This window comes from Aquabacterium sp., from assembly GCF_035476535.1.
Taxonomy (GTDB): domain Bacteria; phylum Pseudomonadota; class Gammaproteobacteria; order Burkholderiales; family Burkholderiaceae_C; genus Pseudaquabacterium.
On the sequence record NZ_DATILJ010000161.1, the window covers coordinates 1 to 12,650 of the forward strand.

Annotated in this window: 12 protein-coding genes and 1 pseudogene; 4 read left to right on the plus strand and 9 right to left on the minus strand. The window is 68.1% G+C overall.

From position 1 onward, the window contains the following. Both VLK61_RS15620 and VLK61_RS15625 read left to right on the plus strand, forming a co-directional pair. The coding region (locus VLK61_RS15620) for a DUF1800 family protein (RefSeq protein ID WP_325422537.1) at positions 1 to 446 on the plus strand (446 nt) is incomplete at its 5' end. Between the two features lies 1 nt (position 447). Then, positions 448 to 1,593 (plus strand): DUF1501 domain-containing protein, encoded by a 1,146-nt coding sequence (locus VLK61_RS15625; RefSeq protein ID WP_325422538.1) that lies wholly within the window; start codon positions 448 to 450, stop codon positions 1,591 to 1,593. Here VLK61_RS15625 and VLK61_RS15630 read toward each other — a convergent pair. From VLK61_RS15630 to VLK61_RS15645, 4 genes and pseudogenes are all read right to left on the minus strand, one after another. Next, positions 1,552 to 1,833: a tyrosine-type recombinase/integrase gene (locus VLK61_RS15630; RefSeq protein WP_325422546.1), complete on the minus strand. Its 282-nt coding sequence runs from the start codon at positions 1,831 to 1,833 to the stop codon at positions 1,552 to 1,554. The two genes, VLK61_RS15625 and VLK61_RS15630, sit on opposite strands and share 42 nt — an antisense overlap. Positions 1,834 to 2,130: 297 nt before the next feature. Then, positions 2,131 to 2,571 (minus strand): class I adenylate-forming enzyme family protein, encoded by a 441-nt coding sequence (locus VLK61_RS15635; RefSeq protein WP_325422547.1) that lies wholly within the window; start codon positions 2,569 to 2,571, stop codon positions 2,131 to 2,133. 57 nt (positions 2,572 to 2,628) lie between these two features. After that, positions 2,629 to 3,625 (minus strand): annotated as a pseudogene (locus tag VLK61_RS15640) (AMP-binding protein); the annotation flags it as partial. Positions 3,626 to 3,632: 7 nt separating this feature from the next. Next, positions 3,633 to 5,084: an aminotransferase class V-fold PLP-dependent enzyme gene (locus tag VLK61_RS15645; RefSeq protein ID WP_325422539.1), complete on the minus strand. Its 1,452-nt coding sequence runs from the start codon at positions 5,082 to 5,084 to the stop codon at positions 3,633 to 3,635. 143 nt (positions 5,085 to 5,227) lie between these two features. On the opposite strand from VLK61_RS15645, the gene VLK61_RS15650 reads away from it, so the two are divergent. After that, on the plus strand, positions 5,228 to 5,689 hold the full coding sequence (locus VLK61_RS15650; RefSeq protein WP_325422548.1) for an Lrp/AsnC family transcriptional regulator: 462 nt from the start codon (positions 5,228 to 5,230) through the stop codon (positions 5,687 to 5,689). Here VLK61_RS15650 and VLK61_RS15655 read toward each other — a convergent pair. Both VLK61_RS15655 and VLK61_RS15660 read right to left on the minus strand, forming a co-directional pair. Then, complete coding sequence (locus tag VLK61_RS15655; protein ID WP_325422540.1) at positions 5,682 to 6,950, minus strand: insulinase family protein; 1,269 nt, start codon at positions 6,948 to 6,950, stop codon at positions 5,682 to 5,684. The two genes, VLK61_RS15650 and VLK61_RS15655, sit on opposite strands and share 8 nt — an antisense overlap. 73 nt (positions 6,951 to 7,023) lie before the next feature. Next, positions 7,024 to 8,001: an insulinase family protein gene (locus tag VLK61_RS15660; protein WP_325422541.1), complete on the minus strand. Its 978-nt coding sequence runs from the start codon at positions 7,999 to 8,001 to the stop codon at positions 7,024 to 7,026. Between the two features lie 61 nt (positions 8,002 to 8,062). Here VLK61_RS15660 and VLK61_RS15665 point away from each other — a divergent pair, with 61 nt between their 5' ends. Then, positions 8,063 to 8,308, plus strand: coding sequence for a hypothetical protein (locus VLK61_RS15665; RefSeq protein WP_325422542.1), 246 nt, complete (start codon positions 8,063 to 8,065; stop codon positions 8,306 to 8,308). A 104-nt stretch (positions 8,309 to 8,412) separates the two neighbouring features. Here the strand turns inward: VLK61_RS15665 and VLK61_RS15670 are convergent, their stop codons facing one another. The 3 genes from VLK61_RS15670 to VLK61_RS15680 all read right to left on the minus strand — a co-directional run. Further along, positions 8,413 to 10,488, minus strand: coding sequence for a hypothetical protein (locus tag VLK61_RS15670; RefSeq protein WP_325422543.1), 2,076 nt, complete (start codon positions 10,486 to 10,488; stop codon positions 8,413 to 8,415). A gap of 4 nt (positions 10,489 to 10,492) precedes the next feature. Next, positions 10,493 to 11,725 carry a phosphatase PAP2 family protein gene (locus VLK61_RS15675; RefSeq protein WP_325422544.1) on the minus strand — a complete coding sequence of 411 codons (1,233 nt, stop codon included), beginning with the start codon at positions 11,723 to 11,725 and terminating at the stop codon, positions 10,493 to 10,495. Between the two features lie 39 nt (positions 11,726 to 11,764). Beyond that, positions 11,765 to 12,650 (minus strand): tetratricopeptide repeat protein (locus VLK61_RS15680; RefSeq protein WP_325422545.1); only part of this gene is annotated, 886 nt, incomplete at its 5' end.

Consider the following 12,650-nt stretch of genomic DNA (forward strand, 5'->3'; position numbering starts at 1 on the left):
TTGCGCGCACAGGCGGCGACTTGCCTAGCGTCTATCGTGAGCTGGTGGCCTCGCCGGAGGCGTGGCAGCGAGAGAGCGCCAAATTCAAGTCGCCCTGGGAGTGGGCCACCTCGAGCCTGCGCGCGCTCGGCAGGCAGGAGATGCCAGCGGTGCAGGCCATCAACCTGATGAACCAGCTGGGACAGCCGGTGTGGCGGCCCGGATCGCCGGCCGGCTACGACGACGTGACAGCCACCTGGGCAGCGCCCGACGCGCTGTTGCGACGCGTGGAGGTGGCACAACGCATGGCGACGCAAGCCGGTGACGCCGTCGATGCACGTTCGCTGGCGCAGCGTGTGCTGCCGGGTGCCCTGAGCGAGGCCACGGCAGGCGCCATTGCGCGTGCGGAGAGCGGGACCACGGCGCTCGCGCTGCTGTTGGTCTGCCCCGAATTCCTGAGGAGATGAGATGGACCTGGATCGACGCAGCTTCCTGGGCGCCACGGCGCTGATGTCGGCGTCGCCGGTGCTGTTCGCGCAGGCGGCCACCGAGCGACGCTTCATCTTCATCATCCAGCGCGGCGCGGCAGACGGTCTGAACACCGTCATTCCTTATGCCGAGCCGGCCTATGGCAGCCTGCGCGGCGCCCTCGCGGTCGATGCTGCCAGTGCACTGAAGCTGGACGGGACATTCGCGCTGCATCCGTCGCTGGTGAAGCTGCGCGAGTTCTACGGCGCCGGCCAGGCGAGCTTCTTCCATGCGGTCGCCTCGCCGTACCGCGATCGATCGCACTTCGACGGTCAGAACGTGCTCGAAACCGGCGGCAGCGCGCCCTACCAGGTGAAGGACGGCTGGATGAACCGGCTGGTGGGCTTGCTGCCGCGCAGCCGCAAGGAGGCCATCGCCTTTTCCCCCGCCGTGCCGATGGCGCTGCGCGGTCCGGTCGAGGTCGCGACCTATGCGCCCTCGGCACTGCCGCAGGCCAACGAGGATCTGATGCAGCGCGTGGAGCAGCTCTATGCGAAGGACGCTCACCTGCATGCGCTGTGGTCTTCGGCGCTCGATGCGCGTGGCATGGCCGGCGAGATGAGCGGCGGGGAGAAGCGGCAAGACCCGGCGGCGCTCGGCCGCATGGCCGCCGGCTTCCTGGCGCGCGCGGACGGCCCGCGCATCGCGATGATGGAGACCAGCGGTTGGGACACGCACAGCGGGCAGAACGCACGCCTTGCAAGCCAGCTCAAGGGCCTGGACGGCCTCATCGCCGGACTGCACGAAGGGCTGGGCGCGGCGTGGTCGCAAACGGTGATCCTGGTGGCCACCGAGTTCGGGCGCACGGTTGCCGCGAACGGCACGGGAGGCACCGATCACGGCACCGGTGCAGCGGCCATGCTTGTCGGCGGCGCCGTGCAGGGAGGTCGCGTCGTCGCCGACTGGCCGGGCCTCATGCCTGCCAACCTGCAGGACGGGCGCGATCTCAAGCCGACTCTGGGATTGGACATGCTGGTGGCCTCTGCGTGCGCTGAAACGTTCCAGATCGAGCCCGAACGCGCGGCGCGCACGCTGTTCCCGGGATCAGACTTGGGCAAGCCTCTGCAAGGACTGCTGCGCGCCTGAGCCGTGGCACGATCGATCCCGGCGGGCGGCGTCGCGTTGTAGTGCGCGTTGCGTGGAGGGGTGCAGCGGCACATGGAGCGGCTTGCCGAACTTCGTGTCGCGAACCGTCAGCACACCATTGACGAGGTCGACGTCGTCACGGTCAAGGCGCAATGGTTCGTTGGCCCGCAGACCCGTAGCCACGTACAGGCCGAAGAGCGTGGCGAACGTGTGAGGCCTCAGACCGGTCGCGGATGGCAGGCGTCGGGCGGCCTCGAGCTAGCGCGTGATCTCCTCGTCGCGATACAGGCAGGGGTCAGGACGGTGGTACCGGTGGGGCAGCAAGTCCGACGGCGGCACAGTGGTGCGTGGATCGATCGCGCTGGTTCATGGTCTCGACTGCCCGAGGCTCGCCGGTCCCACGGGTGCCGTCCTTCCTGACCCGTTAGTCCGGAAGAATCAGTTTTCCAAGGTCCTGCACCTGATGCGTGGTCAATGCGCCCTGTCAGCAAACGAAGGACGCGGAGCGATCAGCCGCGCATCACTCGCGGGGCCGTCCTAACGCGGTATCAGCTCGCGCAGGCGTCGCCGCAGCAGCTTGCCCGTGGGCGAGCGCGGCAGGCTGTCCAGCGCATGGATCGCGTGCGGCTGCTTGAAGCGGCCCAGGCGTTGCGCACAGTGGCGGCGCACCGCGTCGAGCAGATCGTCCGCGGCGTTGCGCTCGGCGACAACAAAGGCCACCGGCCGCTCGCCGAAATCCTCGTCGGCGATGCCGACGACGGCGCAGTCCCAGACACCGGGCACCTCACGAATGGCCGCTTCGATCTCCTGCGGGTAGAGGTTCACGCCGCCCGACAGGATCATGTCGTCGAGCCGGTCGGTGAGGTAGAGGTAGCCCTCGGCGTCGACATGGCCGATGTCGCCAAACGTTTGCCAGCCTTGGGGCAAGGTGCGTGCGGCAGTCTTCTCCGGTGCCTTGTGGTACGCGAACGGCGCCATGCCCGAGAAGCAGACCAGCCCGGTGGCGCCGGCCGGCAGCGCCTCGCCGGTGTCGCCGGCAATGTGCAGCGTGCCCTTGCGCGCGCGGCCCACCGAGCCTGGGCGCTGCAGCGCTTCGTGCGAGTCGATCAAGGTCAGGCCCACGCCCTCGCTGCCCGAGTAGTACTCCAGCAGGATGGGCCCCCACCAGTCGATCATCGTGCGTTTCAGCGCCGGCGGGCAGGGCGCTGCACCGTGGATCGCCGTGCGATGCGCCGGCGCGCTGAGCGCCGCGCGCCGCGCCGGCGGCACCGCCAGCAGGCGCTGGAACATCGCCGGCACCCATTGGCTGTGCGTGATGCGCTCATCTTCGATCAGGCGCAGCGCGTGCTCGGCGTCGAAGCGGTCCATCACGAACACCGTGCCGCCGCCGGCAGTGACCGCCAGCGCCGCGCAGCGGCGCCGCGTGGTACAGCGGCGCGGTGGAAAGATAACGCACATCGTCGCCGGCCAGACCGAACAGTGTGATCAGGTCGGCGGCGAACGGCGGCGTGCCGCGCCAATCGGCCGGCAGCAGCGGGCGGATCACGCCCTTGGGCGCGCCGGTGGTGCCCGAGGTGTACATCATCAGCGCGCCGGGCGGCTCGTCGGCCTGCGGCAGCGGCGATGCGGCGGCGAGCAGCGGCTCCAGCGCGCTGAAGCCCGGGATCGCACCACGCAGCGACAGCCGGTGCGTGGGCATCCGGTCGTCGACCAGCTTGGCGAATTCGGCATCGACGACGACGGCGCGTGCGTCGCAGTCCTGCACCAGATAGCGCAGTTCGGGTGCGGCCAAGGCGGTGGACATCGGCGTCAGGTACAAGCCGGTGCGCCACGCTGCCCAGGCCAGCGCCAGGCCCTCGGGCCGGTTGCCCAGCAGGCTGGCGATGTGCTCGCCGCGCTGCAGGCCGAGCTGGCGCAACACCGTGGCCATGCGGTTCGCCAGCGCTTCAAGCTCGCCGTAGCTCAGGCCCTGATCGCCGCAGACGATGGCGCGGCGCCCGGGTGCGACCGTGGCGTGTTGGCGCAGGTCCATGTCAGGCTCAGCTGCGCTGGGCCTTTTCCTGTTCGGCGCGGCCACGCACCAGCGCCTTGGCCTCGGCCCAGTCGTGCGCCGAGGATGCGTGGTCCCCGTGGCTGTGCGTGTCCAGCACCGCCATCAGCGTGAACCTCTGGCAACTCAGCAGTTGGGCCAGCCGTTCGGTGAGTTGAGGCAGGGGATCGACTACCACGCAGCGGCGGCTGTCTGCGTCGGCCAACAGGTAGCAGCATGCCCCATCGACCGCAAAGCGCGTCAGGCCATCGATGCCCACGGACGGCGTCTGCTCGCCGCCACTCAGGCAGTTGGCGCGCAAGGCAGCGCCACAGGCGCGAATCCGTTTGCAGGCTTCGTCGATGAACTCGGCGTCGGACGCCGGGCCGAAGGACAGGCGCACAGCCGAGGCCGTCTGCCATGCTGGCAGCCCCATGGCCTCCAGCACATCGCTCGGCGCGGCCTTGGCTGCACTGCAGGCCGAGCCACCGCTGACGCGCACCTGGGCCGCATCGAACAGATCCAACAGCAGCTTGGAGCTCAGGCCGGGCACCGAGAAGTTCAAGGTGGACGGAAGACAGAGTTCGGGCGGCGCATTGAACACCAGTCCCGGGAAGGCCTGCTCAAGAGACGCAGCGAGCCGGTCACGGAATGCCGTCAAGGTCGTCTGGTCTTGAAAGGTCCGGCCGTCCTCCAGCGCCGCCAACACGGCACCCAGCGCGGCGATGCCCGACATGTTCTCCGTGCCGGATCGCAGCGAGCCTTCCTGGCCGCCGCCGGCCATCAAGGGGGTGAATGGCGCATCCTCGCGCACGTACAGCAGGCCGATGCCTTTGGGTGCGTACAGCTTGTGTCCGGAGAAGGGGGCGTAGTCGATACGGCGCTTCACCAGATCCAATGCCATCTTGCCCAGGGCCTGGACGCTGTCGACCATCCACAGCGCCGAGGTCCCGGCCATGGCTGCGGCGATGCCGTCCAGATCGCTGGTGACGCCGGTCTCGTTGTTGGCCGCCATCGTGCAGACCAGGCCGGCACGCGGCGCGTGCTCGCGCAGCCATGCCAAGTCGTGCCGACCGTCGCGTCCCACCGGAATTGCAAGCACCTGCAGGTCCAGGCCCAGCAACTGCGTCCAGTGCCTGAGCGCCTCGGGTACGGCCTTGTGTTCGGTCGCGCCGTAAAGCAGGCAGTCGATGCCGACGCGCCCGCGCAATGAACTCAGGGCCGACAACACAGCCGTCTGAATGCCCTCGGTCGCGCCGCTCAGGAACAGCACTTGGCCGCTGGGCGCACCCAGGACACGCCGCGCACATGAACGCACTGCGTCCATCAGGGCGCGCGCTTTCAGGCCCGTGCTGTGCACGCTGCTGGGATTGCCGTAGTCATGGGTCATGGCCTCCAGCGCGGCGGTGCGGGCCTGGGCAAGCACGGGCGTGGTGGCGTTGGCGTCGAGATAGATTTCCAAGGAGGACCTCTGTGGGGAGCCCGATCAAGGGCTCTTGCAATGACGGAAATTCTGCTTTTGACGACGCGCAAACCGTGTTCGTTGTTGAGCCGTCTTCCCCGTGGTCTTGGAAACACATTCCCAATAGAATCGATCCAATGAAATTGGATTCCCTGGATATCAAGATTCTGGAGATCCTGCAGCGGGATGCCGAGCAGCAGGTCGCCCAGATCGCCGAGCAGGTCGGTCTGTCGACGACCCCTTGCTGGCGGCGCATCCAGCGGCTCAAGGAAGCCGGCGTGATCACCCGTCAAGTGGCCCTGGTGGACGCGCAGAAGGTCAATGTCGGCGTGACGGTTTTTGTGTCGGTGCGCACCAGCACCCACACGCAGGAATGGTTCGAGCGTTTCCGCGCCACGGTTCAAGCCATCCCCGAGGTGGTCGAGTTCTACCGGATGAGTGGCGACGTCGATTACTTGCTGCGCGTGGTGGTGCCCGACATCGCAGCCTACGATGGGGTCTACAAGCGGCTGACCGCCGGCACCAGCCTGCGCGATGTCAGCTCCAGTTTTGCGATGGAAGAACTCAAGTTGACGACGGCATTGCCGCTGAGCTACGTCAAGTAGACGATGCCAGCAAGTTGACAGGGGACAAGCCCGCCAGGTCTTGTGTCAGGTTGCCGGCCGCCGCAGCCCTGCTGGGAGCCACTGGCGCCAGCCAGGTGCGGGCGACCCGCTTGATGTCGTCTCCCGTGCAAGCCAGCAGGCCTTGGCGGAACCGTGTGCGCGCTTCGACCGAGATCCCACGCGCCATCAACTGCCACGCGAACAAGGCTTCAGCATGTGGCGCCTGCGGCTTGTCGAGTCGCTTGATCACGCCGATGATGGCTTCCTCGATCTGCACCTGCGAGAAGTCCGAATGCGTCACGGTGTCGACCGCTGCCGCAAAGTCCGCATAGCTTGCGGCAAGCCGGGGATCGCGGAAGGACGACATCACGAAGATCCCGGTGTCGCTGCTGTAGGAGGCCGATCCGCCATAGGCGCCACCTTGTTCTCGCAGTGCGCGATGGAGGATTTGATGGCTCATGGGCTCCGCCGTCACGGCCATCGCGGCGGCATCGACATGGCTCATGCCCGGCACTGACCACGCTGCGACGCAGTCGTTCACTTGGCCTGCGATGTCGAGCGCCGCTTGAGCAGGGACCCTGTCAGGCTGTGTGACGAGCGCTGCGCAGGCGCCCGCCGATTGACGGGCCGGCATGGCGATCATCAGGCTGCGGGCCAGCCTGGCTGCGTCAGCGTCAAGGCCCGCGCAAACAAGGCTTCGAGGGCAGGTCAGTAAACGCGCTTGCACAAGCGCCAAGCGCTGACGGATTGCGGCCAGTCCGTCTGCCGTGTCGACCATGCCCTGCAGCAGGCTGCAGAAGGCAAACGAGTCCGTGCCTCGCACTCGGTTGTCGAACTTGCTCTTGGCCGACAGTGGCGCCGTGGCGGCCAGAGCGGCATACCGGGAACCGAGCTGGCCCAATCCGGAGATCTGGCTGCGCACCCGCGATGTGATGAGAAAGGCAATTCGATCGATCTCGTCGAAACGTGGCTGGGTGAGCCAGCGCTGCAGCACCGCGGTGATGGCCTCTTGCTCCTCGCGCAGCGCGCTGGCGAACAGCGAGAGCTGCGGCTTCAATGCGCCGTCGGCTGTCACCAGCGCATCGAAGCTCACTTGGAATGCCGGCACCAGGCTTTGCCGCCAGGCACTTGCCTCGGCATAGTTCTGCGTGCCCACGCCCAGATCCGGCAACAGGTCGGCATAGAGGCTCAACCAAGGCCAATCGGCTTCGTCAAACGTCCCCACGTCGTAGATGACATTGGCATAGGTGAGCCCGTTCAAGGCAATCGCGGCGGCGCACGTACCGTCGGCTGAAATGGTCAGGCTGGGCAGCGCGCGTGGCGTGGGCTTGAGCTCAACAGCGCTTGCTCGACGGCCACGCGCTTGCCGAAGAAATCAGCGTCCGGCACTGCACGGGTGACAAGGCAGGTCGGATTGCTCGGCGGGCTGGAGCTGCGCCCGCGTCAGGCCTTCCATATCCACGTGCAGCACCATCTGACGGGCGCTGTGGTCCAACCCGGTCATGCGGGACGGGCGACCACATCCTGCCGATTGCATGGCCTGCATCACAGGTGCCGACGCGCTGCCCAGCAAGCCGAAAGCCAGCATGTGCGCCAGGTGCATCGCCTGAGGGTCGCTTGCTTCGTCCAACAGCCAGGCGAACTGAATGCCCAGCTCGTTGGCGCCCGTTCCTTGTGGCGGACGGGTGGTAGTGGCTGGCGTGAAAGGCTTTGAGAATGGCATGCGAGATCGACGGGATCTCCACGGGGTCGCCGCCGGAATCGACAGCGTAGGTGGTGCCCTGGAACAGTTCGCGCCGCATGCCCAGGCTGAGCACGTGCAGGGGGTCGTTGTAGGCGCCCTTCATCTCGTTGAACACCACGCCCTGGAAGCCCAGCTGACCGCCATCGAGGGTGTAGCGCCAACCTTCCTGAAGAAAGGTCAATGGGTCGAGCTTCGGAAAGAAGGTGGCGTCGAGATACACGTCGAGCAGGTTGAAGAAGTCCTTGCGGTCGGTGCTGGCGAAGGGGTAGATCGTGCGATCGGCGTAGGTCATCGCATTCATGAAGGTCGCCGTGGAGCGGCGCAGCATGGCGAAGAACGGGTTCGCGACCGGGTACCGCTGCGAGCCACTCAATGCCACATGCTCGAGGATATGGGCGCGGCCATCGCTCCGATCGGGTACCGTCGGGAAGGCGACCAGGAAGCCAAGCTCTTCATCGTCTGTGGCCAGATGGAAGTGCTGAGCGCCAGACTCGTCGTCAACGTGGTGCTCAAGCGTGGCTTGCAATGCTGGAACGGGACGGCGGCTGATGCGACTGAAATTGGGCATCGGTTTGGGCGGGAAGTGATGGCAATGGTCAGGTCGTTGAACACGCCACGCCGATTGAGTTTTGCACCACACCGCCATTGCCGTCAAAGACGCGTACACGGACATGGTGCGCGAGGTCGCGTCCCGCCACCACGCCAGCGTGACACGCTACACCACGAGCGCGTTCATGCGGGCCAAGCTTCAGCACGCGCTGCTCGAGCGCGGCGTCGCGCCCCGCATCTTCGAGTGCGCGGCCGACGCCCGAAGGCATCTCGAGATGCCGGGACGGGACGATGGCGCTGCGGCTCCAGGCCGGCCGAGCCGTTGAGACGTTATCATGTCTCTGCCACTTTCAACCCGCAGGAATCTTTGACGGTTCTCCCAGGGCTTCGGATTCAAGGCGGAACGAAAAGGGCGCTTTGCCCGTATGGCTCAGTCGCGGACCAGGCGCTGCACGGTGGGCAGGGCCTGGTCGTCGATCAGGTCCGCCAGCACGCCGGGCCAGTCCGCGCGGCCAATCGTCTGCCCGCCGGCCATCACGGCGAAGAGCTGGCGCGCCAGCACCGGTGCCGCCACGCTGGTGCCCTTCATGCGGTGTTTGTCGTCGCTGCGCGTGGCGGCGCCGGGCAGGTCGGGCTGCACCCGGTCTTCTTCGCAGGCGGCCATCACCTGCAGCGCGCCATGTTCGGGCTGCGGCGGCAGTGGCAGCCGCGGCAGCGAGGAGTAGGGCGCGGGCCGGCCGCTTTCGAGGTTGAAGCCAAAGGCCTTGATGGTGCTGGCGCCGTTGGCAATGCTGCTGGCGGTATTGCCTTCGTCGTCGCGCAGCAGGTCGACAAACCGGCTGCGCGGCCCGGGGTTGGGTCCAGCCGGGTCGTCGCGCTCGATCCAGGCCTCGAAGGCCACCTCGGCGTTGGCGGCCGGTTCGGCCAGCCGAAGCTCGATCTCCCACAGCCCGGCTTCGCACAGCCGGCAATCCACGCCGGCGGGCTGCGCCGTTGGCGCAAAGGCCAGCAGCACATGGGCGCCGTCGCCGTTGGGCACGTATTTGTCGTGGCGGATCATCGCCACCACCTCCTGGTCGGCGCTGCCGTCGCGCATTAGCTGCTCCTGGTCATGGCCTGTCCACTCGCTCCACACGCGGCCCGGGCCGCGCATCCGCACCTCCAGGGCGGGCCCGGCGTTGGGGTACCAGATCTCGACGAAGCTGTCGGTGGTGTCGCCCTCGACCAGCTGCAGGCGCAGCAGCGCGCTGCGGTCGCGCCGCACGATCCGCGCGGTGTGGCCGCCCTCTCGGCGCGCATTGCCGCCCGCCAGCACGATGGCGAAGTTGTCCGGCCGCTGCGCGAGCAATTCCTCGAACGCGCATTCGATCAGCGAACTGCCGTCGTGCGGGCCGGCGGAGTTGCCGTAGCTGATGACCACGACCAGCGGCCCGCCGTGCTGCACGCAGCCCATGGCATAGCGCACGCCGTCGAGCAGGTGCGCGGCGAGCGAGCCGCCGGAGCTGTCCATCGCAGTGAGCGAGGGCAGTTGCACGAACACCAGGTCGGCGCCGGCGCCCTGATCGTGCGCGCCCGAAAGCGGCTCGGGCGCGCCGCCGACGGTGGACAGCACGTGGCCGCCGTGGGTGGCGCGCCAAACACGGCGGCGCGGGTCGGCGCGGTCGATCAGGTGATCGATGCCGCGATACACGCGGGTTTCGTCGAAACCGCCGGGGGTGTAGGCGGCCCGGGTGATCATGTCCAGCATGTGAGCGCTCAGCTCCCGGCCCCGACCCCATTGGCCCGGCACGGTCCAGGGCCAACTGGCCGCACCATCGTTCGCCAGCGCATGGCCCGGCTCTGAGCCCTGGTCCCACAGCGCTCGGACCCGTGTGCCGAGCACTTCAGCTTCCAGGTCTTCGCGCAGCAGGCTGCGATGCAGAAAGGGGCAGCCGAAGTCGATCACTGCCAGTGCGGCGGCCAATGGCAGGGGCGATGCGGGCTGGTTTGGGGCCGCGCGGGCCGCGGCGACGATGGCCGCCAACTGGTTGCGGACCTGCATGTCGGCTGCATCCCGGTCGGGGCCGAAAAGGCCCTTGGGTGATGCCTGGTTCGAGCGCTGCGCATCACGCAAGGGCATGGCCAGCTTCCAGCGCAGGCCAAAGGGGTTGTTCACCAGCGCGTCGGCGTGCTGCAGTGGCAGCGTGGCGGTGAAGTGACGAGTGCGCGCCTGCTTAGGCCGTGCCGTGCGATAGGCGGGAGCCACTGCCGTTGTTTTACACCCCAGCACCGGGTCGGCATCGAATGCCTCCCAGTTCATGCCCTCGGGCGCCTGAACGATGACCTGGATTCGCTGCTCCTCGGCCGACATCAGATGCCATTGCGCCAGGTTGGCAAAGCCACGCCATTGCGTGTGCACGGCCCAGCGCCATTGCGGGTCCAGGCCAGGCGGGCGGGCCCCAACGCGGGCCTGAGAGGCCGCCCGCCGGCCGACAGGGAGGCTGTTCGGATACCAACGTGCACGCATGGTCTCAGACCCTCAGGCGATCGAGTTCGGTCTGCGCCTGCCCCCATAGCTCATGCAGCAGGGGCGAGGCCTCGGGCGGCGCGATGTCGGCGTGGGCCGGCGGTTCCACATCGTCGGCCTCCAGCTCGGCCTCGGGCTGTTCGTGCAGCCGCCAAGGGTCGGCAATCACGGTGTGCGCATCGCGGGTTCTGTAGATCGCCGGCGGGTGCCCGGCCAGACTGGCCAGCGCCCGGGCCAGCTGGCGGCCGAGCACGTAGCCGGCCTGGCTGTCGACCGGAAAGTGCACGCCGGCCACCACGCGGTTGAAGGCGATGCGCCGCGCCAGGCGGTTCAGTGCCGCCGCCCGGTGGGGCTGGCGGCCATTCGAGTACAGCATCAGGGTCAGGAGCTCGGTGTTCATGGCGGCCAGCGTGGCATGGCCGCTGGGCAGCGAGCCGTGGCCCGGGGTCTGGATGACCGGGTGGATCAACGACGAAAGCTCCACGGGCCGGCGTGCCCCCACGTTGTGCTTGAGCAGCATCAGCAGCTTGAGCGCCCAGTCTTCGGCGGCCAGCACCAGCTCGCGGAATGTGGGTGCGCGGTCGAGTGACACCCCGCACACCGATTCGAAGAAGGCCCACAGGCTGGAGGCCTGGCTCAGGATCTCGGGCAGGCGGTCTTCACGTTCCACCGCGGCGCGCATCACGGCGTCGATCTGATCGGCCCAATCGATGTGGTCGAAGTTGGCCGGCAGTGCGTACAGCCGGGTGGCAGCGGCCCGGCCCGGCCCGGTTAACCAAACTTGGCGATCGTGGGCGAAGACACGGCCGCCCAGCTCGGCGCTGACGGCCATCATGCGGAATTCGGGCGCCCAGCGCCAGAGGTCGGCCGCCTCGGGGCCACGATCCGCTGCGGGCGGCATGTGCGAATCGATGGCCAGGGCGTCAGCCGGCGCGGCGGTACGCGCGCGCGACTTCAGCAGCGCTTGCGCCTGCAGCGTGGCCCCGTTGGCGTAGGTCCAGGGCGCGTCGATGCCTTCCCACTCGCCAAGGGCCGAGGCATCGGCGGTGGCATCACCCGGTGCCCAGGCCCGGCCCGGCCCGATGGGTGACGCACTCGGCCCGATCGGTGAGTGGCTTGGCCCGATCGGTGAGTGGCTCGGTCCGATGGGCGACCACGTGGCGCCACGGCGTGGGCCGATGGGCGACCAGCCGGCATGGAGTCCGCTGAGGAATGAGGTGGAGTTGAAGGCGGGCATCGTTGGGCGGCTTGAAGCCGGGTCAGGGTGGCGGGAGGCTCACAGCGGCACGCCGGCCGCTTCGAGCGCGCGCATGAAGGGGGTGATCGTCGGCGTGCGGCTGCCGGCGGTCAGGCCATCGGTGGCGCGCGCCTTGGGCAACAGCCGCAGAAAGTCGGTGGCGGCCTGGCGCGAGGCTTCGGCCTGCCCCGCCAGCCATAACGCTGCCACCAGCATGCGGTGCGGCACTGCATGCATCGTGTTCGACCGGAGCGACGCGCGGGCCCATTGCGCGGCCTCGGCGAAGTGGCCGGCCACGATGCAGCTGCGCGCCGCATAACACTCGTAGATGAAGCGCTGCGGGTCCAGCGGCGAGAGCTCGATGGCGCGCAGCACCGAGGCCAGCGAACGATCATGCTCGCCAGCTTCGGTCTGGCACTCCGAGAGCCGCGCCCAGGCGGTGGCGCAGTTCGGATCGAGCCGGAGGGCTTCCAACAGCGAAGTCGCTGCACCGGCGAAGTCACGCTCGGCAAACACCTTGGCGGTGCCATCGGCCACCCAGGTTCTGCTGTGGCCGGGGTCCTTCTCCAGCGCCAGCGCGGCGTGCCGGCGCGCCAGTTCCACGTCGGCAGCTTCGTTGTCGGACCAGCCCTGCAGCACGTGGAACACATGCCACTGCGTGAGCATGGCGTGGGGCGAGCCCTGGCGGGGGTGGCGCTCAACCAGATGCTCCAGCGCCTCGCGCGAGCGCCGGAACTCGCTGGCCACCAGGCTGTTGAGCAGGCCGTCGGCTCCCAGCAGCAGCGAGTACGAGGCCAGCGAATCCATCGGCAGCGCCCGCACCCGTGTCAGTTCGTGTGCCAGCACCCGCTGGCAGACCTGTGCCACCAAGTGTGGCACCAGCTCGTCCTGGCCCTCGAACAGCGCCTCGATCTCTCCGCCAACC